General features: G+C 67.4%; 23 protein-coding genes, 1 pseudogene and 1 riboswitch. Of the genes and pseudogenes, 16 read left to right on the forward strand and 8 right to left on the reverse strand.

Annotated features, from left to right (window positions below):
- Positions 1 to 4: 4 nt before the first annotated feature.
- The 6 genes from HNP02_RS08825 to mnhG are packed head-to-tail and all read left to right on the forward strand — an operon-like array spanning position 5 to position 6,106.
- Entirely contained in the window at positions 5 to 2,875 is a 2,871-nt protein-coding gene (locus HNP02_RS08825; protein ID WP_184437222.1) for a Na+/H+ antiporter subunit A, read from the forward strand.
- Positions 2,872 to 3,330, forward strand: coding sequence for a Na(+)/H(+) antiporter subunit C (locus HNP02_RS08830; protein ID WP_184437224.1), 459 nt, complete (start codon positions 2,872 to 2,874; stop codon positions 3,328 to 3,330). The genes HNP02_RS08825 and HNP02_RS08830 overlap by 4 nt, the downstream gene beginning before the upstream one ends.
- Complete coding sequence (locus HNP02_RS08835) at positions 3,327 to 4,922, forward strand: Na+/H+ antiporter subunit D (protein WP_184437226.1); 1,596 nt, start codon at positions 3,327 to 3,329, stop codon at positions 4,920 to 4,922. The genes HNP02_RS08830 and HNP02_RS08835 overlap by 4 nt, the downstream gene beginning before the upstream one ends.
- Positions 4,919 to 5,452 carry a Na+/H+ antiporter subunit E gene (locus HNP02_RS08840; RefSeq protein WP_184437228.1) on the forward strand — a complete coding sequence of 178 codons (534 nt, stop codon included), beginning with the start codon at positions 4,919 to 4,921 and terminating at the stop codon, positions 5,450 to 5,452. The genes HNP02_RS08835 and HNP02_RS08840 overlap by 4 nt, the downstream gene beginning before the upstream one ends.
- Before the next feature lie 31 nt (positions 5,453 to 5,483).
- On the forward strand, positions 5,484 to 5,765 hold the full coding sequence (locus HNP02_RS08845; protein ID WP_184437230.1) for a monovalent cation/H+ antiporter complex subunit F: 282 nt from the start codon (positions 5,484 to 5,486) through the stop codon (positions 5,763 to 5,765).
- Positions 5,762 to 6,106 (forward strand): monovalent cation/H(+) antiporter subunit G, encoded by a 345-nt coding sequence (mnhG, locus tag HNP02_RS08850; RefSeq protein ID WP_184437233.1) that lies wholly within the window; start codon positions 5,762 to 5,764, stop codon positions 6,104 to 6,106. The genes HNP02_RS08845 and mnhG overlap by 4 nt, the downstream gene beginning before the upstream one ends.
- Positions 6,107 to 6,111: 5 nt before the next feature.
- Here mnhG and HNP02_RS08855 read toward each other — a convergent pair whose 3' ends face one another.
- The gene (locus HNP02_RS08855) at positions 6,112 to 6,474 is read right to left on the reverse strand and encodes a metallopeptidase family protein (protein WP_184437234.1); all 363 of its coding nucleotides are present in this window, start codon (positions 6,472 to 6,474) and stop codon (positions 6,112 to 6,114) included.
- A gap of 113 nt (positions 6,475 to 6,587) precedes the next feature.
- On the opposite strand from HNP02_RS08855, the gene HNP02_RS08860 reads away from it, so the two are divergent.
- The gene (locus HNP02_RS08860) at positions 6,588 to 7,484 is read left to right on the forward strand and encodes an SAM-dependent methyltransferase (RefSeq protein WP_184437236.1); all 897 of its coding nucleotides are present in this window, start codon (positions 6,588 to 6,590) and stop codon (positions 7,482 to 7,484) included.
- Here HNP02_RS08860 and HNP02_RS08865 read toward each other — a convergent pair.
- From HNP02_RS08865 to HNP02_RS08885, 5 genes are read right to left on the reverse strand one after another with little or no spacing between them, the layout of a single operon-like run.
- Complete coding sequence (locus HNP02_RS08865) at positions 7,481 to 8,113, reverse strand: LON peptidase substrate-binding domain-containing protein (RefSeq protein WP_184437783.1); 633 nt, start codon at positions 8,111 to 8,113, stop codon at positions 7,481 to 7,483. The genes HNP02_RS08860 and HNP02_RS08865 overlap by 4 nt on opposite strands.
- Positions 8,114 to 8,169: 56 nt before the next feature.
- Entirely contained in the window at positions 8,170 to 9,318 is a 1,149-nt protein-coding gene (locus tag HNP02_RS08870) for a glutamate--cysteine ligase (RefSeq protein ID WP_184437785.1), read from the reverse strand.
- A complete protein-coding gene (locus HNP02_RS42580) occupies positions 9,299 to 9,997 on the reverse strand; it encodes a superoxide dismutase family protein (RefSeq protein ID WP_184437238.1) in 699 nt (232 codons plus the stop codon). The genes HNP02_RS08870 and HNP02_RS42580 overlap by 20 nt, the downstream gene beginning before the upstream one ends.
- A gap of 10 nt (positions 9,998 to 10,007) precedes the next feature.
- A complete protein-coding gene (locus HNP02_RS08880) occupies positions 10,008 to 10,475 on the reverse strand; it encodes a LytR C-terminal domain-containing protein (protein ID WP_184437240.1) in 468 nt (155 codons plus the stop codon).
- 40 nt (positions 10,476 to 10,515) lie between these two features.
- Positions 10,516 to 10,824, reverse strand: a complete 309-nt coding sequence (locus tag HNP02_RS08885) for a DUF3263 domain-containing protein (protein WP_184437242.1) — start codon at positions 10,822 to 10,824, stop codon at positions 10,516 to 10,518.
- 123 nt (positions 10,825 to 10,947) lie between these two features.
- On the opposite strand from HNP02_RS08885, the gene HNP02_RS08890 reads away from it, so the two are divergent.
- Genes HNP02_RS08890 through HNP02_RS08900 form a run of 3 tightly spaced genes read left to right on the forward strand, consistent with a single transcriptional unit; the run spans position 10,948 to position 13,235 of the window.
- Entirely contained in the window at positions 10,948 to 11,541 is a 594-nt protein-coding gene (locus HNP02_RS08890) for a peptide deformylase (protein WP_184437244.1), read from the forward strand.
- Positions 11,541 to 12,437: a GNAT family N-acetyltransferase gene (locus tag HNP02_RS08895; RefSeq protein ID WP_184437246.1), complete on the forward strand. Its 897-nt coding sequence runs from the start codon at positions 11,541 to 11,543 to the stop codon at positions 12,435 to 12,437. The genes HNP02_RS08890 and HNP02_RS08895 overlap by 1 nt, the downstream gene beginning before the upstream one ends.
- 3 nt (positions 12,438 to 12,440) lie before the next feature.
- Positions 12,441 to 13,235, forward strand: a complete 795-nt coding sequence (locus tag HNP02_RS08900; RefSeq protein WP_184437248.1) for an exodeoxyribonuclease III — start codon at positions 12,441 to 12,443, stop codon at positions 13,233 to 13,235.
- A gap of 14 nt (positions 13,236 to 13,249) precedes the next feature.
- On the opposite strand, the pseudogene HNP02_RS08905 reads toward HNP02_RS08900, so the two are convergent.
- Both HNP02_RS08905 and HNP02_RS08910 read right to left on the reverse strand, forming a co-directional pair.
- Positions 13,250 to 14,186 (reverse strand): annotated as a pseudogene (locus HNP02_RS08905) (lysophospholipid acyltransferase family protein).
- A gap of 43 nt (positions 14,187 to 14,229) precedes the next feature.
- The gene (locus tag HNP02_RS08910; protein ID WP_184437250.1) at positions 14,230 to 15,996 is read right to left on the reverse strand and encodes an MFS transporter; all 1,767 of its coding nucleotides are present in this window, start codon (positions 15,994 to 15,996) and stop codon (positions 14,230 to 14,232) included.
- A gap of 133 nt (positions 15,997 to 16,129) precedes the next feature.
- A riboswitch (TPP riboswitch) is annotated at positions 16,130 to 16,264 on the forward strand.
- On the opposite strand from HNP02_RS08910, the gene thiC reads away from it, so the two are divergent.
- From thiC to HNP02_RS08940, 6 genes are all read left to right on the forward strand, one after another.
- Positions 16,257 to 17,864 carry a phosphomethylpyrimidine synthase ThiC gene (gene thiC, locus HNP02_RS08915; protein WP_184437252.1) on the forward strand — a complete coding sequence of 536 codons (1,608 nt, stop codon included), beginning with the start codon at positions 16,257 to 16,259 and terminating at the stop codon, positions 17,862 to 17,864. It overlaps the preceding riboswitch by 8 nt.
- Positions 17,861 to 18,715 (forward strand): bifunctional hydroxymethylpyrimidine kinase/phosphomethylpyrimidine kinase, encoded by an 855-nt coding sequence (gene thiD, locus HNP02_RS08920; RefSeq protein ID WP_184437254.1) that lies wholly within the window; start codon positions 17,861 to 17,863, stop codon positions 18,713 to 18,715. The genes thiC and thiD overlap by 4 nt, the downstream gene beginning before the upstream one ends.
- 3 nt (positions 18,716 to 18,718) lie before the next feature.
- Positions 18,719 to 19,345: an alpha/beta family hydrolase gene (locus tag HNP02_RS08925; protein ID WP_184437256.1), complete on the forward strand. Its 627-nt coding sequence runs from the start codon at positions 18,719 to 18,721 to the stop codon at positions 19,343 to 19,345.
- Positions 19,342 to 20,001 (forward strand): septum formation family protein, encoded by a 660-nt coding sequence (locus tag HNP02_RS08930; RefSeq protein WP_184437258.1) that lies wholly within the window; start codon positions 19,342 to 19,344, stop codon positions 19,999 to 20,001. The genes HNP02_RS08925 and HNP02_RS08930 overlap by 4 nt, the downstream gene beginning before the upstream one ends.
- Before the next feature lie 25 nt (positions 20,002 to 20,026).
- Complete coding sequence (locus HNP02_RS08935; protein WP_184437260.1) at positions 20,027 to 21,511, forward strand: NAD(P)/FAD-dependent oxidoreductase; 1,485 nt, start codon at positions 20,027 to 20,029, stop codon at positions 21,509 to 21,511.
- A gap of 16 nt (positions 21,512 to 21,527) precedes the next feature.
- Positions 21,528 to 21,812 carry a hypothetical protein gene (locus HNP02_RS08940; RefSeq protein WP_184437262.1) on the forward strand — a complete coding sequence of 95 codons (285 nt, stop codon included), beginning with the start codon at positions 21,528 to 21,530 and terminating at the stop codon, positions 21,810 to 21,812.
- The last annotated feature ends 19 nt before the right edge of the window (positions 21,813 to 21,831 follow it).

The following is a 21,831-nucleotide window of genomic DNA, read 5'->3' on the forward strand; positions in this document are numbered from 1 at the left end:
TGCCATGCTCGCCATTCTTCTTGCGCATGCCGCGGCAGCGGTACTCGCGCCGGTGCTAGTGCACCGCTGGGGACGGCAGGCCTTCTATCCACTCGCCCTCGTCCCGCTCGGCTCGCTGGTGTGGGTCGCCATGAACTGGCCGGGGCGCGGCGACAAGACGATCCACGTCGACTGGGTGCCCGAGCTGTCGATGAACATCACGCTCCGGTTCGACGCGCTGGCCGCGATCATGAGCGTGCTGGTGCTCGGCATCGGCGCGCTGGTGCTGTTCTACTGCGCCCAGTACTTCCACCACCATGACGGCCACACCGAGAAGCGGCTTCCCAGTTTCGCCGCCGAGCTCGTCGCGTTCTCCGGCGCGATGTTCGGCCTCGTGGTCAGCGACAACATGCTGCTGCTCTACCTGTTCTGGGAACTGACCACGGTGTTGTCGTTCCTACTGGTCGGCCACTACGCCGAGCGTGCGACCAGCAGGCGGGCCGCCACCCAGGCGCTTCTGGTCACCACCGCGGGCGGGCTGGCGATGCTGGTCGGCATCGTCATCCTCGGCACCGCGAGCGGCACCTACCTGCTGTCCGAACTGGTCGCCAAACCGCCGACCGGACTGGCCGTATCGATCGGCGTGGCCCTGGTGCTGATCGGCGCACTGAGCAAATCGGCGATCGTGCCGATGCACTTCTGGCTACCAGGCGCGATGGCCGCACCCACCCCGGTCAGTGCGTACCTGCACGCGGCCGCGATGGTGAAGGCCGGCGTGTACCTGGTGGCCCGCATGACACCCGGGTTCGCCGACTCACCCGCGTGGCGCCCGATGGTGGTGACCCTCGGCCTGGTGACCATGCTGCTGGCCGGCTGGCGCGCGGTGCGCGAGTACGACCTCAAGCTGATCCTCGCGTTCGGCACCGTCAGCCAACTCGGGCTGATCACCCTGATGGTCGGCGCGGGTGGCGGCGACCTGATGCTGGCCGGGTTGGCGATGCTGTGTGCGCACGCCATGTTCAAGGCCGCCCTGTTCATGGTCGTCGGCATCGTCGACCATGCGACCGGCACCCGCGACATTCGACGCTTGGCATGGCTTGGCGATCAGTACAAGCCGCTTCTCGTCGTCGCCGTCGCCGCGACCGCCAGCATGGCCGCACTGCCACCGTTCCTCGGGTTCGTCGCGAAGGAAGCGGACTTCACCACCCTCGCCCACAGCGCATCGCTCGGGAGCGCCGCGCCGTTCGTGCTTGGCGGCGTGGTGTTCGGCTCGGTGTTCACCACGATCTACAGCCTGCGCTTCATCTACGGCGCCTTCGCCCGCAAGGGACGGCCATCGCCGAGCCAGCGGGTTGCCGAAATGCACCATCCACCAATCACATTCCTGCTCGCCCCGGCGATACTGGCCGCCGCAGGTCTGGTGTTTGGCGTGTGGCCGAAGGGCCTCGACCACGTGCTCGACGGCTACGCCGACACCCTGCAGGGCGGCGCGGAGTACAAGCTGGCGCTATGGCACGGCGTGAATCTGCCACTGCTGCTGTCGATCCTGGTGCTCGCCGCGGGCACCGCGGCGTTCTTCGCGCGCAAGCGGCTGCGCCGCGCTCGGATCGATTACGTGCCGCTTGGCAATGCCGACCGCATCTACGACGCGGTGATTCACGGCGCCGACGTCTTCGCGGTGCGGCTCACCGCGTTGACGCAGCGCGGTTCGATACCGGCCACGCAGACGGTGATCCTGTCGACGCTGGTTCTGGTGCCGGTGGCGATGCTGGTGTTCGGGGCACGCGACCGGCCGGAGCTGCGGCTCTGGGAGTCGCCGCTGCAAGTCGTCATCGGGTTGATCATCCTTGCCGCGGCGCTCAGCGCGACCGTGCTGCGCAACCGGTTGGCCGCGGTGCTGCTGGTCGGCGTCACTGGCTACGGCTGCGGCGTCATCTTCGTGTTCCACGGCGCACCCGACCTGGCACTCACCCAATTCCTGGTGGAGACACTGACATTGGTGATCTTCGTGCTGGTGCTGCGCACCCTGCCCGCGGAGGCGGACCGGGCCAAGATACGGCGAAACCGGATACCGCGCGTGCTGCTGGCGGTTGCGGTCGGCGCCAGCGTCACGACGCTCGCCGCGTTCGCGATCGCCGCACGTACCACGACGCCCATCGCCGAGCTTCTCCCCGATGCGGCCTACTACCGCGGCTACGGCTCGAATACGGTCAACGTGCTGCTGGTCGACATCCGCGCCTGGGACACCATGGGAGAGATCTCGGTACTCCTTGTCGCGGCGACGGGCGTGGCATCGATGGTGTTCAGGCACAGGCGTTTTGGCTCGGCACCACGCGTCGCCGACGCCGGCCAGCCCGACATCGGCCGGATTCCCGCGCTGCCGACGAGCCCCGCCGTCGGCGACATCACCTGGCTGCGCGGCAGCGAGCTTCGCGATCCCCGATACCGGTCGTTGGTGCTCGAGGTCGCGACCCGACTCATCTTCCCGCTCATCATGGTGCTGTCGTTCTACTTCTTCTTCGCGGGCCACAACACTCCTGGCGGCGGCTTCGCGGGCGGCCTGACCGCAGGGCTCGCCCTGGTGCTGCGCTACCTGGCGGGTGGCCGCTACGAACTCGGCGAGGCGCTGCCCCTCGACGCGGGCAAGGTGCTGGGCGCTGGTCTGATCCTGTCTGCGGGCACGGCAGTGACGTCCCTACTGCTGGGCGCCCCCGTGCTGTCGTCAGCCGTGCTGCAGTTCGAGCTTCCAGTGTTCGGGCACGTCAAACTCGTCACCGCACTGTTCTTCGACCTCGGCGTCTACCTCATCGTGGTCGGTCTGGTCCTCGACGTCCTGCGCAGCCTCGGCGCGCGCGTCGACGTCGAGATGGCTCAGCTGTCGCCGGGGACCCGATGACCTATCTCGTTCCGCTCGTGCTGATCGGCGGCCTCATCAGTGCCGGGGTGTATCTGCTGCTCGATCGCAATCTCACCCGAATGTTGTTGGGGCTATTGCTGGCAGGCAATGGAGTCAACCTGCTGATCCTGATGGTCGGCGGTCCGTCGGGCAATCCGCCGATCCGCGGCAGGACCAGCGACGGCGAGACGACCACCGCCGATCCCCTTGCGCAGGGCATGATCCTGACCGCGATCGTCATCTCGATGGGTATCGCAGCGTTCGTGCTCGCCCTGACCTACCGGTCGTACCGGCTGTCGAGGGCCGAGGAGGTCGCCAACGACGCCGAGGACGCCCGCGTCTCCAAACTCTCGGCCACCGCACTCGACGAGGACCGGCCCGAACCCGACGTCCGCAGCGACACCGACGAACCCGACGAGCTCGACGCCCTGCCCGGGCACGAGGGGTCCCGATGAATGGCCAAGTGCTGGCGCCGCTTCCGGTCCTGATCCCGACGATCGCCGCGGCAGCGACGTTGTTCGCAGGCCGACGGCCACGGTTGCAGCGCACCATCGCGGTGCTGGCGCTGGCGGCCGTGGTCGCGGTGTGTGCAGCGCTGCTGTACTTCGCCGACCGCGACGGCACCATCGCCGTACAGGTCGGCGGCTGGGGGCAGAGCGTGTCGGGGATGGGGCCGCTCGGCATCACCCTGGTAGTCGATCGGCTCTCCGCGATGATGCTGCTGGTGTCGGCGATCGTGCTGCTGGCAGTGGTCTTCTACGCCATCGGGCAGGGCATCAGGGACGGCGACGAACATCAGCCGGTCTCCATCTTCCTGCCCACATACCTGGTGCTGTCGGCAGGCGTGTGCACGGCGTTCCTGGCCGGTGACCTGTTCAACCTGTTCGTCGGATTCGAGGTGCTGCTCGCAGCGAGCTTCGTCCTGCTGACCATCGGTGCGAGCACCGAACGGGTCCGCGCCGGGATTGCCTACGTCATGGTGTCGATGGTCTCGTCGCTGATCTTCCTGATCGGCATCGCCCTGATCTACGCGGCCACCGGCACCCTGAACATGGCGGAACTGTCGGTGCGGCTCGACGGCGTTCCTGCCGGTACCCGCACTGCGTTGTTCGCGGTGCTGATCGTCGCGTTCGGCATCAAGGCCGCGGTGTTTCCGCTGTCGGCGTGGCTTCCGGACTCCTACCCCACCGCGCCCGCACCGGTCACCGCGGTGTTCGCCGGCCTGTTGACCAAAGTCGGTGTGTACGCGATCATCCGGGCGCATTCGCTGCTGTTCCCCGGCGGCGCGATGGACCGCATCATGCTGGTGACTGCGCTGCTGACGATGCTCGTCGGGATCTTCGGCGCCATCGCGCAGAGCGACATCAAGCGGCTGTTGTCCTTCACCCTGGTCAGCCACATCGGCTACATGGTGTTCGGCATCTCGCTGTCCAGCGCGCTAGGCATGGCCGGCGCCATCTACTACGTGGCCCATCACATCGTGGTGCAGACGACGCTGTTCCTGGTGGTCGGCCTGATCGAGCGGCAGGCAGGCGCGTCGACGCTGCAACGGCTGGGCGGGCTGGCCGCAGCCAGTCCGCTGTTGGCGTTGGTGTTCTTCGTGCCGGCGCTCAATCTCGGTGGCATTCCGCCGTTCTCGGGGTTCATCGGCAAGGTGGCGTTGTTGGAGGCGGGCAGCCAGGACGGCTCGGTGCTGGCTTGGATGCTGGTCGGGGGCAGCGTGGTGACGAGCCTGCTGACGCTGTACGTGATGGCCCGGGTGTGGACGAAGGCGTTCTGGCGGCCACGCGCCGACGCACCCGAGGGCAATCTGGCGGCCGCGTCGCCGTCGGCGCTGCTCAACGACACCGAGGACATCGCCTACGCCGATCGCGACGACGTCGGCCGGATGCCGGTGGGCATGCTGATCCCGACCGGCGCGCTGATCGCCGTGGGCCTGACCCTCACCGTGCTCGCGGGCCCGATCTTCGCCTACACCGAGCGCGCCGCCGACGAAGTCCTCGACCGCGGGCACTATATCTCGGCAGTGCTGGGGGAAGTCCGATGAGGCGGTCGCTGCTACGGGTCTGGGTGCTGTGCTGGCTCATCCTGGTGTGGATGTTGTTGTGGGGCAGCATCTCCGCAGCGAACGCACTGAGCGGTCTGGCGATCGCGCTGGTGATCACCGTGCTGCTGCCGCTGCCCCCGGTGCCCATCGAGGGCAGGCTGTATCCGTTGTCGCTGCTGCGATTGGTCGTGCAGGTGGCCTACTACCTGGTGCTGTCGTCGGTTCAGGTGGCCTGGCTCGCGATCAAGCCGGGGCCACCCCCGCGCACGGCGGTGCTGCGGGCGCACCTCGCGCTCAAGTCGGATCTGGTTCTGGCCTTGGCGGTCAACGTGATCAACCTGATTCCCGGCTCGATCGTGCTGGAGATCGACCAAACCCGCCGGATGATCTACGTCCACGTCATCGACGTGGGATCCGACCGTTCGGTGAGCCGGTTCTACCACCAGGTCGCCGAGGTGGAGCGGCTGATGATCGCGTCGTTCGAGCGAGGAAGCGACTGGAACCCGTCGCAGGAACGGGAGGACGCATGACGACCCAGCGAGAAGCGAAGCGGGATCGCGCATGACAACCGTCTGGATCATCGCGGCGGTACTCCTCACCGCGGCCGCCGCCATCACGATGTTCCGGCTGCTCGCCGGTCCCGGCACGCTGGACCGGTTGGTGGCGCTGGATACCTTCGTCGCGGTGACGATGTGCGCCATCGGCACATGGGCTGCCTACAGCCTCGACACCACCGTGACCTACAGCCTGACCGCGCTGGCGCTCATCAGCTTCGTCGGCTCGGTCAGCGTGGCCCGTTTCCGCGTGCGGGACACCAACCGCGACGACGGGACGCCGCAATGACTTTCAGCGCTGTCCTCGACGTCCTGGCGGCCGTGCTGGTGCTCGGCGGATCGATACTCGCCCTGACGGCTGCGATCGGCGTGGTCCGGTTCCCCGACACCCTGTCGCGGATGCACGCCGCCACCAAGCCTCAGGTACTCGGTCTGCTGCTGGTGCTCGCCGGCGCGGCGATCCGGCTCCGCGGAAACGCCGACGTGGGCATGGTGATCCTGGCCGGGCTGTTCACCGTGATCACCGCGCCGGTGGTGGCGAACCGGGTCGGCCAACTCGCGTACCGGGAGCAGAGCTTCCGTGACGACCTTCTGACCCGCGACGAGATGGCCGAGTACGACGAGAACTGATGCCGTCAGTAGCGATCGATCTCGATCAACCGTTCGTCGCTGATTCCGAAGTGATGCGCGATCTCGTGGAGCACGACGTGCCTGATCTCGCGGCGTAGACGATCGGAGTCGCCGCCAGCAAGTCGGGTGATCGGCCCGCTGAAGATGCTGATCCTGTCGGGAAGCACTCCGAAGTACATGCTATTCCTTCGCGACAGCGGTATGCCGCGGTACAGGCCGAGCAGCGGCTGCCCGTCGGGAGGCTCGTCCTCGACGACGATCTCGACGTTGCTGATCGCCGCGCGGAGATCGTCGGGCAGGGTGTTCAGCGCGTCGTCGATCGCCTCTTGGAACGGGTCATTGAGCTCCGGCACCGAACGCGCGTCCATATCCGCAATGGTGCCAGATCGGCGGGCGCCCAGATCTTGATCGGGTTGGTTACCTCGCATACCGGGAACAGAACTAGCGTGGCGATCGGCCCACCCCGACGAAATGGCGGAGCATGACCAGAACTGACGACGACTCCTGGGACATCACCGAAAGCGTCGGCGCCACCGCCCTTGGCGTGGCCTACGCCAGGGCCAGCGAGAGTACGGGGTCCTGCCCACTGTTTCGCGATCCGTTCGCGCAGTTGTTCGTCGACGCCGCGACCGCCAAGGGCTGGCGACCGCCCACCGGTGCGATGGCCGAGCGGATCAAGCACGTCTCGCCCTATGCCGCGTCGCGCACCAAGTGGTTCGACGACTTCTTCACCACGGCGGGCGCCAACGGGATCGAGCAGGCGGTGATCCTGGCCGCCGGACTGGACGCCAGGGCGTGGCGGCTGCCGTGGAACTCGGGCAGCACCGTCTTCGAGATCGACCAGCCGCAGGTCCTGGCGTTCAAGGCCGAGACCCTGGAAGCTCACGACGCGCAGCCTGCCGCCCGCTACGTCGCCGTGCCCGTCGACCTCCGTCACGATTGGCCGAAGGCGCTGCGGGAAGCGGGTTTCGACGCGGATGCACCGACGGCCTGGTCGGCGGAGGGACTGCTGCCCTACCTGCCCAACACTGCTCAGGACGAGCTTTTCGAGCGGGTCGACGAGCTCAGCGCACCCGACAGTCGGTTCGCCGTCGAGGCATTCGGCCCCGACTTCTTCTTCCCCGAGTATCTGGAGCAACGGCGTGAGCAGATCCGACGGATGAAGGTGGAGGCCGGGGAGGCCGATGACGACACCCCCGACGTCGCCGACCTCTGGTACATCGAGGACCGCACCGACGCCGCGGACTGGCTGTCGGGCCACGGCTGGGAAGTCAGCTCGATCCCGGCGCGTGACCTGATGGATCGTTACGGCCGCGACAGCGGGGACGCGGCGATGCGCACGGCGTTCGTCGAAGGTCGACGGCTGCCCCGCGTCTAGTCCGCGGAGCCGCCCTCGGCGAGCTGGAATTCGACCATGGCGGCCACCGTCTCGACGGCGTCGCGCAACGCGTCCAGCCGTTCGGCCGCGGACGGAGCCGCGAGCACCGAGTACCGATCGGCTTGACCCATCGGTACCCGAGCTGCCAACGCGTACAGCCGCTTTCCCGCATCGTCGCCGGGCTCCGGCTCGCCGAGCAGGTGCTGCTTCGACGGCAGCTGCGCACTCTGGGACGAGGCGATTCGCTCGAACACCTCCATCAGCCGGTCCTCCACGACAGCGATGTCCTCACCGGTGACGCTCGCCCCCGGCTCGTCGGGCCACGGTTCGACGTCCGCCTTCGGGTACGGGTCGTCGTCGAGCCAGGCCGTCACCCGGATCCGTTCGCGCATCTCGCATTCGAGCAAGTACCGGCCGTCACCGAGGTCCTTGCAGTTCACGATGTGGGCCATGGCCCCGACGTCGAGCCGAGCATCGCCGCCTCCGACCTCGCGGCCCGCGGCGATCAACACGACCCCGAATTCCCTTGCACCGCTGAGGCAGTCGCGGACCAGCGCGCCGTAGCGCGGCTCGAAGATGCGCAGCGGCAGACCCTCACCAGGCAGCCGGACGCTCTCCAACGGGAACATCGGCCTGATGGACACTGAAACATTCCCCCTGTCGCTGCGCTCCGCCGGCCGGAGCCCTACAGAACCAGCTCCGCGATCAGCGCGTCGACCACCGGGCGCAGGTCGCCGTCGTGCTCTTCGGCTACCCGGCGCTGCCGCTGATAGGACGCACCGCTGTAGATGGCCGACACCTGCGCCAACTCATCGGCACAGCCCAACGACTTCGCGACCGGTTCCAGCCTGTTCAGAATTTCGTCGAGATCCTCGGTGACCAGCCGCTCGTTGCTGTCCTCGTCAAGGATGATCACCGCGTCAAGGCCGTAACGTGCTGCGCGCCACTTGTTCTCCTGCACGTGCCATGGCGGCATGGTAGGCAGGTGCTCACCGGCATCGAGACGACGGTCGAGATCGACGATCAGGCAGTGGGTCAGCGCGACCAGCGCTCCGAGTTCGGCGATGTTGGAGATGCCGTCGAAGATACGCACCTCGATGGTGCCGAGATGCGGCGAAGGCCTTATGTCCCAACGAATCTCGTTCATGTGATCGATGATGCCGGTCTTCTTCTGATCGTGAACGAACTGCTCGAACTGGGACCATTCCTGGAAGTGGAACGGCAGGCCCGCCGTCGGCAGCTGCTGAAACATCATCGCGCGGTTGCTGGCGTATCCGGTGTCCCCGCCGTCCCAATAGGGCGACGACGCCGACAGCGCCAGCAGGTGCGGGTACTGGTTGAGCAGGGACGTGATGATCGGCATCACCTTGTGCGCCGACGACACGCCGACATGCACGTGCACGCCCCAGATCAACATCTGCCTGCCCCACCACTGGGTGCGCTTGATCAACTCCGCGTAGCGCGGCGCGTCGGTCAGCTGCTCCGGCGACCACTTCGCAAACGGGTGGGTCCCCGCGCAGAACAACTCCATGCCGCGGTCGCGCACGATCCGACGCGCGGGACCGAGAGTCGAGCGCAGGTCGTCCATCGCCTCGGCGGAATTGCCGCAGATACCCGTGACCACCTCGACGGTGTTGCGCAGCAATTCCTTGTGCACGTGCGGGCTTTCGCCGATCTCCGCGATCACCGCGGCAGCTTCGTTGCTCAGCTCGCGGGTCTCGGGATCGACGAGGGCGAACTCCCACTCGACGCCGATGGTCGGCTTGGCGGACCCGGCGAAGTCGATGCGCTGGGGCCGCGCGCGGTCCGTCGGCTTACCCGCCGGTGATGACACCGCACGCCACCCGTTTACCGGCGTCACCGGTGGCCATGGTGGTCTCGTCCGGCGGAGGGGTGCCGTTGGTCTGCTGGTAGCGCTCCGCCGGGATGTTGGCGAAGTTGTCCGCCTTCTCGTGGATGATGATCGCCGTCTTGGCACCGGCGAGCAGATCCGCAGCGGTGAACGCGTCGGTCGTCGTCTCGAGCAATGCCGAGCCGTCCGCACGCACCTGCAGCGAGGTCAGGTCACCACTGGCGGGATGGCTGGTGTGGCCTGCCACCTGGAAGTGCGCGCCTGCGGAGTTGAAGTCGCCGGGGGCACCGCCGCTCGGAGCCACCGAGTTGGGTTCACACTTGCCCGCAGAGTGGATGTGCAGGCCGTGAAAGCCCGGGGCCAGCTGCCCTGGCGCGGTGGTCTTCACGGTGATCGTGGCGTAGTTGCCGCTGAACACGAAATCGGCGGTCGCGACGGTGGTGCCGTCGGGCGACTTGATGTCGGCGGTCAGCTTCTCGCCTGCAGGAGGCGCCTCGGCCTGGCCTGCACTGTGGCTGGCCGACGGCGGCGGAGAGCCGGTCCAGACGGGCGGCGTGGTGCCGGGTTGGGTGGCGACGGGCTCATTCGGACTGCACGCGCTCGCAACCGGAACGACGAGCGCCGCGGCGGCGAGTAGACGAAGCGGGGCGGAGATCGGCATGCCCGAAAGCCTAGCCGGTGACCGCCACGATCACGCCCGGTGGTTGCTCGACGAGATCGGGTCTCCGCGGCTCGACCGGAGCCTCGAGGAACTTGCCCACTGCGTCGGCGGCTTCGTGCTCACCCGGCGCCTCGCCGAAGTACACCGTGGTTGCGGTGACGCCGTCCAACACGAGGTTGCCGGTCTCGGTGACGTTCCACTGCGCGTCGCGCAGCCGGGTCGCGACGCTCTCGGCGGCGCCGGGCACCTCGGAGATGTTGTACACCCGCACGTCGGCCTTGGCTGGCGCGGGTGTTCCCGTCGCTGACGCCGGGGTGGTCGAGGTGGCGGTGACGGTGGTGCCGGCCGTCGAGCTACCGTCGCCGTCGTCGCCCGACCCCATCGCCTGGAACCCCACCAGCAGGAACACCACGCCGAGGAAGAGCAACACCATGACCATGGCGCGCAGTGGCAACCCGGAGGATTCTCGCTGATTCATCGAAGCCACTGTATCTACATGCGATCGTGGGACGGAGAGGTCAGGTGACCTCGAACCCCAGCCTGCGTGCAGCGCGCGCCTTCTGCCTGCTGGCGCGCACTCGGCGCAACCGCTTGACCAGCATCGGGTCGGCCGCCAGGGCCTCTGGCCGGTCGACGAGGGCGTTGAGCACCTGGTAGTACCGCGTCGCCGACATCGAGAACAGCTCCTTGATGGCGTCCTCTTTGGAACCCGAGTACTTCCACCACTGTCGTTCGAAGGCCAAAATGTCGTGTTCGCGGCGGGTCAACCCGTCGGCGAGCTCGGAATCGTCCCCGGATCGCTCAGTCCGCGCCATGGCGCCGTCCATTTCGCTCCCTGGGCCCTCTCCGACATGCAAACACGTACTGATGGTTCGGGCACATTCAATCACGGCAGCGGGAGTTGAGCCGTGATCGTTGCCCGCGCGTCGGCTGACTTAAGATTGCCCACCGTGGCTGTCGTACCGATCCGCATCGTGGGAGATCCCGTCCTGCACACCGTGACCACTCCCGTGCCCGTCGGAGAGGACGGTTCGCTGCCCGCAGAACTAGCCGACCTCATCAACGATCTCTACGACACGATGGACGCCGCGTACGGTGTCGGCTTGGCCGCCAACCAGATCGGCGTATCGCAGCGAGTCTTCGTCTACGACTGCGCCGACGAGCGCGGCAGAACGACGCGGCGGCGGGGAGTTATCGTCAACCCGGTCCTTGAGACGTCCGAGATTCCCGAGACCATGCCCGATCCCGACAACGACGACGAGGGCTGCCTTTCCGTGCCGGGAGAGTCGTTCCCGCGGGGCAGGGCCGACTGGGCGCGGGTTACGGGCCTCGACGCCGACGGCACGCCGATCACGCTCGAGGGCAGCGGGCTGTTCGCGCGCATGCTGCAGCACGAGACCGGACACCTCGACGGGTTCCTCTACGTGGACGGCCTGATCGGTCGACATGCGCGGGCCGCCAAGCGTTCCGTCAAGTCACACGGCTGGGGTGTGCCCGGGTTGACCTGGATGCCTGGCGAGGATCCCGATCCCTTCGGCCACTAGTGCAGGTGCCCGAGATCGGCACCAGGGTCAGCCTGCGCTACCGGCTGCCCGCCGGGTCGGTGCCGCCGCTGACCGACGTCGTCGGCCATCTGCTCGAGGTCGGTCCAGCACTGCGGGTGCGCACCAAACGCGGCGACGTGGTGGACGTCGCCGCGGCGGACGTGGTCGCGATCAAGGCATTGAGCGATGCGCCGGTGCGCACGGGCGACATCCGCAACGTCGAGTACGCGGCGGCACGGGCCTGGCCCGGTGTCGAGCAGCAGTGGATCGACGGCTGGCTGCTGCGCTACGGCCACGGCAGCACCCGGCGGGCGAATTCGGCTGTCCCGCTCGAGGTCCGGGGCGACCTGAGCGCACTGCCCGCGATCATCGACTGGTACGCCGCCCGTTCGGCCACCCCGCTGCTGGTTGCGCCCGACCGGTTGTTCCGGGTGCCGCCGGGGGTGCCGGTCGACGGTGAGAACGTGGTCATGACAAGGGAGTTGACGACGGTGCCCGCCTCGGCAGCATCGGTGACGATGGCGCCGCGCCCCGACGAGCGGTGGCTGCAGCTCTACGAACGCGGTGTTCCGCTCGACGTGTTGACCGCGGTTGTCGACGGCGAGGTGATGTTCGGGAGCCGGGGCGGCGCCGCCGTTGCGCGGGTGGCGGTGACCTCGGCGCCAGACGGCACCAGGTGGGCGGGTCTTGCGGCGGTGCACGTCTCCGAGGCGCATCGCCGGAAGGGTCACGCCCGCGCGCTGTGCGAGGAGATGCTGGGGTGGGCGGCAGGCCGCGGCGCCACCCGCGGTTACGCGCAGGTGCTCGCCGACAACGCCCCGGCGATCGACATGTACGAGTCGATGGGCTTCACCACCCAGCACCGCGTCCGCTATGTCGACGCCCGTACGCTCTAGCGCGTGCGGCTGGCCACCTGGAACGTGAACTCGATCCGTGCCCGCGTCGACCGGGTCACCGACTGGTTGCAGCGGGCCGACGTCGACGTGCTCGCGATGCAGGAGACCAAGTGCACCGACGACCAGTTCCCCACTATGCCGTTCGCGGCGCTGGGCTATGAGGTCGTGCACACCGGGTTCAGCCAGTGGAACGGCGTGGCGATCGCGTCGCGCGTCGGCATCGACGACATCGCGATTGGCTTCGGCGGGCAACCGGACTGGGCCGAGGCATCGGAGGCCAGGGCACTCGGTGCGACGTGCGGCGGGGTCCGGGTGTGGAGCCTGTACGTGCCCAACGGGCGCACGGTCGAGGATCCGCACTACGCGTACAAGTTGGAATGGCTTGCCGCACTGCGCGGGACGGCCGCGGGCTGGCTGGCCGACGACCCGGCCGCACCGATCGCGCTGACCGGCGACTGGAACATCGCGCCCACTGACGAGGACGTCTGGGACGTCGAGTTCTTCCGCGGCAGCACCCACGTCACCGAACCGGAGCGCGCGGCGTTCCGGGCGATCGAGGAACAGTTCACCGACGTGGTCCGCCCGTTCACCCCTGGGCCGGGCACCTTCACCTACTGGGACTACACCCAGCTGCGATTCCCCAAGCGTCAGGGCATGCGCATCGACTTCATCCTCGGCTCACCCGCGCTGGCAAGCCGGGTCACCCAGGGCGAGATCGCCCGCGACGAGCGCAAGCCAGGCAAGAAGGGCACTCCTGCGCCCAGCGATCACGCGCCGGTGTTCGTCGACCTGACCTGAGTCGTTCAGGCCCGTCATCCGAACAGCGGAAGCGCCCGCTTGCGGGCCAGTGCGTCCATGCCCCGCTGGATGCTTGCCTGCACCTCGCCATACACCCGGTCCACGTAGGCGCGATCGTCGGCACGATCGGGGTTGGTATCCACCTCCACTGCAGGCATGAACCGGGTCCGGATCTTCGCGGGTAATGGCAGCTGGGGCAGCGCGGCGGGCGCGATACCCCACGGCAACGATATCGCCAATGGAAAGACCTTGAGCCGCAGCACTTTATCTAGTCTCAACGCCCGGGACAGCCCATCGCCCCGCATCAGCACCGGCATCGCATCGGCGCCACCAACCGTGGCGATCGGCACGATGGGCACTCCGGCACGGATCGCCATCTTGACGAAGCCCTTCCGGCCCGCAAGGTTGGCCCGGTCACGCTCGCGCCACGGCCGCAGCGAGTCGACCTCGCCGCCTGGCCAAACCGCCACGTCCCTGCCGTCGGCCAGGGCCGTCGCAATCGAGTCGGGCGCAGCCGGTAGCACGCCCATCGCGCGGAAGTACCTCCCGATGACGGGGATCGCCATCAACGCGTCGTGCGCAGTTCCGTGCAGTGGCCGTTCCTGACCGAACCGCCGCCACCACTGCACCCCGACCGTCCACGCGTCCCAGACGAACGGTGCGCCGGAATGAATGCCCACCAGCAGGACCGGCGACTTGGGCAGGTTGTCCCAGCCGTCCATCTCCATCCGGAACCAGTAATCCACCAGGGCGTTCCACAGGAACTTCTGGCGTTGCATGGCGGGCTTCGTCCTGACCGTCGAGATTCCACTCACCTGCGCGTTCGGCGATCCAGCCGGCCAATCCGTTCCCGGCATCGCGGCGCTTTTCGTCGGCCGCCTCGCGGGCCGCATTCGCGTGCCGTCGAGCCTGGTTGCGAACTTCGCGTGGTCGATCGTCGGTAGTCGTCATGCCTGCCGGGTACCCCGACTGTGCCCGGCGTCACACCTCCCGGTCAGGCTGCGTTGTCCGCGTCCTCAGCGGTGCCGTAGCGGCCAGCGTTGAACAGCGAGGCCACCGCGCCGAGCAGCATCATCACCGCGGCCGCGAGGAACACCACGGTCAGACCGGAGTGGAACGGCTCGGTGATCAGCTGCGGGAAGAAGGTCTTGCCGGTCAGCACGTCGACATTGACGCCGGGATCCTGCAGCGCGCCGGACGGGCCGAGCAGTTCGGCGATCGGGTTGTAGCCGAGGAAAGCGGCGAACAAGCTGCCGACGGGTGGCAGGTTGGCGACGTCGTGCGCGACCGACGCCGACACGCCCTGCGCCTGCAGGCCGGTGCTCATCGCCGACGGCAGCGTGTTGGCCAGCCCGATGATCATCAGCGAGAAGAAGACTCCGATCGACAGCGACGAGCCCGCGTTGAAGAACGTCGCGCGCACACCCGAGGCTGCGCCGCGCTGGGACGCGGGCACGCTCGACATGATCGCAGCGGTGTTCGGCGCGGTGAAGATGCCACCGCCGAGACCGTTGAGGAAGACCAGCAAGGCGAACACCCAGTAGTCGAAGTTCACGGGAATCATCAGCAGCGCGGCGAACGTCACCGCCATCAGCAGCATGCCGCCGACCGTGAACGGCCGCGCGCCGAAGCGATCCGACAGCGAACCCGCTAGAGGCCCTGCCACCAGGAAGCCGACGGTGATCGGCAACAGGTAGATGCCCGCCCATAGCGGCGTCGACTCAAAGCTGTACCCGTGCAAGGGAAGCCAGATTCCTTGCAGCCAGATGATCAGCATGAACTGCAGACCGCCTCGGCCCATCGAGGACATCAGCCCGGCCAGGTTGCCCATGCCGAACGACGCCGAACGGAACAGCCGGATGTCGACCATCGGCGAGTCGACGCGCAGTTCGATGAAGCAGAACGCCACCAGCGACAGCAGGCCGAAGACGATCGCCCCCAGCACCAACGGGTTGCCCCAGCCGGTGGTGGAGGCGCCGTAGGGCTGGATGCCGTAGGTGATGCCTGCGAGCAGCACCGTCAACCCGAGACCGAAGGTCAGCGTGCCCGGCCAGTCGAGCTTGCCTGGCGTGCGGACGCCGAGCTCCCTCAGCGACCGGATGCTCCAGATGGTGCCGAAGATGCCGATGGGCACGCCGACCCAGAAGATCGCCTGCCAATGGATCTCGGAGAGGACTCCGCCGATGAGCAGGCCGAGGAACGAGCCGGCGACCGCCGCCACCATGTTGACGCCGAGCGCCATGCCGCGCTGGTTGGCGGGGAACGCATCGGTCAGGATCGCCGACGACGACGCCATCAGCATCGCGCCGCCGACACCCTGGACCACGCGCCAGGCGATCAGCCACATCGCGCCGCCGCCGAGGTGGAACGGGTCGAACGACAGCGCGACCGCTGCGAGCGTGAACACGACGAAACCGAGGTTGTAGATCTTCACCCGGCCGAACATGTCGCCGAGGCGGCCGAACGGGACGACCAGCACGGCCGTCACCACCAGGTAGCCCATCAACATCCACAGCAGATAGCTGACATTGCCGGGGGCCAGGGGGTTCAGGCCGATGCCGCGAAAGATGGCGGGCAGCGAGATGAGGACGATCGACGCGTTGATGGTGGCCAGCAGCGTGCCCAGCGTGGTGTTGGACAGCACCACCCACTTGTAGAAGGGGTGGTCGTGATCCATCCGCGTGCGGCGGCGTGCCGTCTCAGCAGCAGCGGAGTCGCCCGTTGCGGACTTTGCTGCAGATCTTTCGATGTCAGTCGTCATCATCTTCGCTTTACGTATCGAAACAAGTTAGCCGCGCACCCGCGCACAAAACACATATGTTAGCTATACAAAAGATCTTCAGGCAATTCGTATTCCCACCCCGACCCCCGCCGCAGCCGTGCGGTAGGTTGAAAAGCGTCCGCGCGGGAGCACACACCAGAGTGCGCTGAGAGGACGGCTGGAGATTCTTCGCCTTGGCGAAGAGGTGCCGTCGACCGTATGAACCTGACCGGGTAATGCCGGCGTAGGGAGATGTTCTGATGGCTATTCTTGTCGACCCTTCAATCGACCCCACGGTGACCACCGGTCCGATCACGGGCAGCGTGAAGGTCTATCGCGAACTCGGCGAGGGCGGCCGCGTGCCGTTCCGCAGGGTCCTGCAAACCAACGGCGAGCACCTCGACCTGTACGACACCTCGGGTCCGTACACCGATGAGGCGGCCGTGATCGATCTCGCCGCCGGGCTGGCCCACCGCCCCGGCGTGCAGCGCGACCGCGGCACCCAACTGCAGCGGGCCCGCGCAGGCGAGGTCACCGCCGAGATGGCGTTCATCGCCGAACGTGAAGGCGTGCCAGCCGAATTGGTGCGCGACGAGGTGGCCCGCGGCCGCGCGGTGATCCCCGCCAACCACAATCATCCGGAATGCGAGCCGATGGTGATCGGCAAGGCCTTCGCCGTGAAGGTCAACGCCAACATCGGGAACTCGGCGGTCACGTCGTCGGTCGCCGAGGAGGTGGACAAGATGGTGTGGGCCACCCGCTGGGGCGCCGACACCATCATGGATCTGTCCACCGGCCGCGACATCCACCTGACCCGCGAGTGGATCCTGCGCAACTCCCCCGTCCCCGTCGGCACCGTCCCGATGTATCAAGCGCTGGAGAAGGTCAACGGCGATCCGACGGCACTGACGTGGGAGGTCTACCGCGACACCGTGATCGAGCAATGCGAGCAGGGCGTGGACTACATGACCGTGCACGCAGGGGTACTGCTGCGCTACATCCCGTTGACCGTCAACCGGGTCACCGGCATCGTCAGCCGCGGCGGCTCGATCATGGCGGCCTGGTGCCTGGCGCACCACACCGAGTCGTTCCTATACACCCACTTCGCCGAGCTGTGCGAGATCCTGGCCCGCTACGACGTGACGTTCTCACTCGGCGACGGGCTACGGCCCGGGTCGATCGCCGACGCCAACGACGAGGCACAGTTCGCCGAACTGCGCACGCTCGGCGAGCTCACCAAGATCGCCAAATCCCATGGCGTACAGGTGATGATCGAGGGCCCAGGCCACGTGCCCATGCACAAGATCGTCGAGAACGTCCGCCTCGAGGAGGAGCTCTGCGAGGAGGCGCCGTTCTACACCCTCGGGCCGCTGGCCACCGACATCGCACCGGCCTACGACCACATCACCTCGGCGATCGGCGCGGCCATCATCGCGCAGGCAGGCACCGCGATGCTGTGCTACGTCACTCCCAAGGAGCACCTCGGTCTGCCCGACCGCGACGACGTCAAGGTCGGGGTGATCACGTACAAGATCGCGGCGCACTCGGCAGATCTGGCCAAGGGCCACCCCCTCGCCCAGCGGCGCGACGACGCATTGTCCAAGGCGCGCTTCGAGTTCCGCTGGCTCGATCAGTTCGCGCTGTCACTGGACCCGGACACCGCCCGTGAATTCCACGACGAGACGTTGCCCGCAGCGCCTGCCAAGACCGCGCACTTCTGCTCGATGTGCGGCCCGAAGTTCTGCTCGATGCGGATCTCACACGACATCCGGGAGACCTACTCCGACGAGATCGCCAAGGGCATGGCCGAGAAATCGAAGGAGTTCGCCGAACACGGCAACCGGGTGTATCTACCCTTGAACACGTGAACTACCTGCCATTGGCCCCGCCTGGCCAGACACCGCTGCGCGTGATGACGATCGCGGGCACCGACTCGGGCGGCGGCGCGGGCATCCAAGCCGACCTGCGCACGTTCGCGATGCTCGGCGTGCACGGCTGCGTCGCGGTCGCGGCGGTGACAGTGCAGAACTCCGTCGGGGTCAAGGGCTTTCACGAGATCCCACTGGACGTCATCACCGGCCAGATCGAGGCGGTGGTCGAGGACATCGGCATCCAGGCCGCCAAGACCGGGATGCTGGCCTCCTCGGAGATCATCACCGCGGTCGCCGAGACCTGGCGCGGCCTGAACACCAACGCGCCGATGGTGGTCGACCCGGTGTGCGCCTCGATGCACGGCGACCCGCTGCTGCACCCGTCGGCGCTGAATGCCGTTCGGACCGAACTGTTTCCGATTGCCACCTTGGTGACACCGAACCTGGACGAGGTGCGGTTGATCACGGGGATAGAGGTCATCGACGGCGACACCCAGCGCGACGCAGCAAGGGCCCTGCACGCACTTGGGCCGCAGTGGGCGCTGGTCAAGGGCGGGCACCTGCGGTCGTCGTCGCACAGTGCCGACCTGCTGTTCGACGGCACCGACTTCTACGAGTTCGACGCCGAACGCATCGACACCGCCCACGATCACGGGGCGGGCGACACGTTGGCCGCCGCGACGGCGTGCGCTCTGGCGCATGGGTATTCGGTGCCCGACGCGGTGCAGTTCGCCAAGCAGTGGGTCACCGAATGTCTGCGCGCCGCTTACCCGTTGGGCCGTGGCCACGGCCCCGTGTCTGCCCTGTTTCGGCTCACCGCCGATGAGCGCTTGCGCGAAGAGAAATAGCTGATGGATCTCGACGCCATCGCGGGCATCGCCCATCAGCCGGAGGGCGACCCCAAGGGAGCCGTCATCCTGACCCACGGCGCGGGCGGCAACCGGGAATCTCCGATGCTGATCCGGCTGTGCGACGAGTGGGCCCGACGCGGGTTCCTCGCGGTGCGCTACGACCTGCCGTACCGGCGGCGCAGGCCGAAGGGGCCACCGTCGGGGTCGGCGGCGAGCGATCGCGCAGGCATCGCCGAGGCGGTGGAACTCGCCAGGACACTGACCGACGGCCCGGTGCTCGCAGGCGGGCACTCCTACGGCGGACGGCAGACCTCGATGGCGGTCGCCGATGACGGCGTCGTCGTCGACGTTCTGACGCTGTTCTCCTACCCGTTGCACCCGCCGGGCAAGCCCGAGCGCGCCCGCACCGAGCACCTGCCACGCATCTCGGTGCCGACGGTGTTCACCCACGGCACCGCCGACCCGTTCGGCACCCTCGAGGAGTTGCGCCCCGCGGCCGCGCTGATCCCCGCCCCCACCGCGATCGTGGAGGTCACGGGCGCCCGCCACGATCTGGGCTCGAAGAAGCTGGACGTTCCCGCGCTAGCCGTCGACGCGGCACTGGATCCTGCTATCTTCCGGTGGTGACCTGGCCGCCCGGAGATCCAAACCAGCCCCAGGGGCAGCCGTACCAGCAGCCCTACCAACAGCCGTATCAGCAGCCGTACCAGCAGCCCTACCAACAGCCGTACCAGCAGCCCTACCAACAGTCAGGGCCGCCGCCACCCCCGCCGATGCCGTACCAGCAGGCGTCCTACGGCGACCCGTACGCGCAGCCCTACGCGACACCCCCGAAGAAGTCACACAAGGGGTTGATCATCACCCTGATCGTCATCGGCGTCGTCCTGCTCGGGGCTGTCGCCGTCGGGGTGTTCGTGCTTGCGTCGTACGCCAAGGACAACGTCATCGCCACCGATCTGAAGCTCGGCGACTGCATCACCGAGGTGCCGACCAGCACCAGGGTCTTGACGCTTCCCACCGTCGATTGCGCCCAGCCACACGGCGGCGAGGTCTACGCGGTGCTGACCATGCCCGACGGCGGCTATCCGGGTGCGTCCGCCATCGACGAGTGGCAGAACAAGTGCCCCGACGAGCTGCAGTCGTTCTCCCCGGAGGCGATGGCCGACGACTCGGTGGGCGTGTTCGTGCTCTACCCGACGCAGGAGACCTGGAACCAGGGCGATCGCGCGGTGACCTGCATCGCGACCCTCGAACCCAAGCGGGCCGGGTCGATCAAGGGATAGCCAGTACCCCTGGTACCGTCTACCTATGACTTCGGAGCGATTCGATGCGGTCATCGTGGGGGCCGGATTTGCAGGAATCGGCGCAGCCATTCAGCTCAAGCGGCTGGGCTTCGACGACTTCGTAATCCTCGAACGCGAAGACGACCTCGGCGGTACCTGGTACGTCAACCACTATCCGGGCCTCGCCGTCGACGTGCCCACCACCACGTACTCCTATTTCTTCGAGCCGAACCCGAACTGGTCGCGGCTGTTCACGCCGGGCCCGGAGATCAAGCAGTACGCCGACGACGTCGCCGACAAGTACGACGTGCGCAGGCACATGCGGTTCAGCACCGTCGTCGAGGGCGCCCGTTGGGACGAGGAGGCCGACGTCTGGCGGGTCGCCGTGGCAGGTGGTGAGACGCTCACCGCGCGCTACCTGATCACGGCGACGGGCTTCCTGTCCCAGCCGAAGGTGCCCGAGATCTCGGGCATCGAGACCTTCGAGGGCAAGGTCATCCACACCACCGACTGGGAGGACGACTACCCGCTCGATGGACGCCGGGTGGCCGTCATCGGCACCGGTGCCACCGCCGTGCAGCTCATCCCGCAGCTCGTCAAGAAGGTCGCCGACCTGACCGTCTACCAGCGCACCCCGATCTGGGTGGTGCCCAAGATCGACCTGCGCTTCGGCGAGCGCGCCAAGCGGCTGTTCGCCCGGATCCCGTTGACACAGCGCGCCATCCGCTGGCTGACGGATTCGATCTACGAAGTCATGATCAACACCGCGGTGATCCACCACCGGCACTTCCACCGGCTCAACGTCGCCGCGTCGGACCTGTCCAAGACGCACCGCTTCCTCTCGATCCGCGACAAGGAGCTGCGTCGCAGGCTGACTCCGGACTACGACTTCGGCTGCAAGCGGCCGACGTTCTCCAACGGCTACTACCGCGCGTTCACCAAGCCGCACGTGCACCTGCAGGACAGCGGTATCGAGCGCATCGAGGCGGACGGGATCGTCGCCTCCGACGGCACCAAGACCGTCATCGACACCCTGATCCTGGCCACCGGCTTCGACCTGTGGGAAGCCAACTTCCCCGCCATCGAGGTCGTCGGGCGCAATGGCCGCAATCTCGGAAAGTGGTGGCGCGACACGCGTTTCCAGGCCTACCAAGGTGTCTCGATGCCGTACTTCCCGAACTACCTGAGCCTGGCCAGCCCGTACGCGTTCCTCGGTTTGAACTTCTTCAACACCATGGAATACCAGATGCGGCTGATGGACCGGCTGTTCACCGAGGTGAAGCGGCGCGACGCAACGACGTTCGAGGTGACCGAGGACGCCAACACCCGCTACCTGGACCGAATGACCGAACTGCTCGGCGACTCGCTGTTCACGCTGGGCAATTGCGCGAGCGCGCGGTCCTATTACTTCAACCCCGCCGGCGAGCCCACGCTGCTGCGGCCGACGTCGACGGAAACCGCGATCAGGGAAGCCTCCGAGTTCCCCCTGAGCGACTATCAGATTGCCTGACCAGAGAGGAGCCTTGATGTCTGACAAAAAGGCGGCTTACAAGAAGAACTCCCGCGCCGCGGCGTTCGCCGGGTTGGCCATCGCCGGGACCGGCGTGTCGCATTTCACCAGCCCGCAGTTGTTCGAGCCCGTCACCAAGTCGGCCTTCCCGCGGGACACCCGCAGGCACGTCTTCACCAACGGCGGCATCGAAACCGCCCTTGGACTCGGCTTCAGCGCGCGCAAGACCCGGCCGCTAGCGATCGTCGGCCTGATCGGCTACGGCGCCTATTTGGCCGGGAACGCCCTTCGCAACCGCTAGGCCCTCGGCGGCGGTCCAG

The organism is Mycobacterium sp. AZCC_0083, from assembly GCF_014202335.1.
GTDB lineage: Bacteria > Actinomycetota > Actinomycetes > Mycobacteriales > Mycobacteriaceae > Mycobacterium.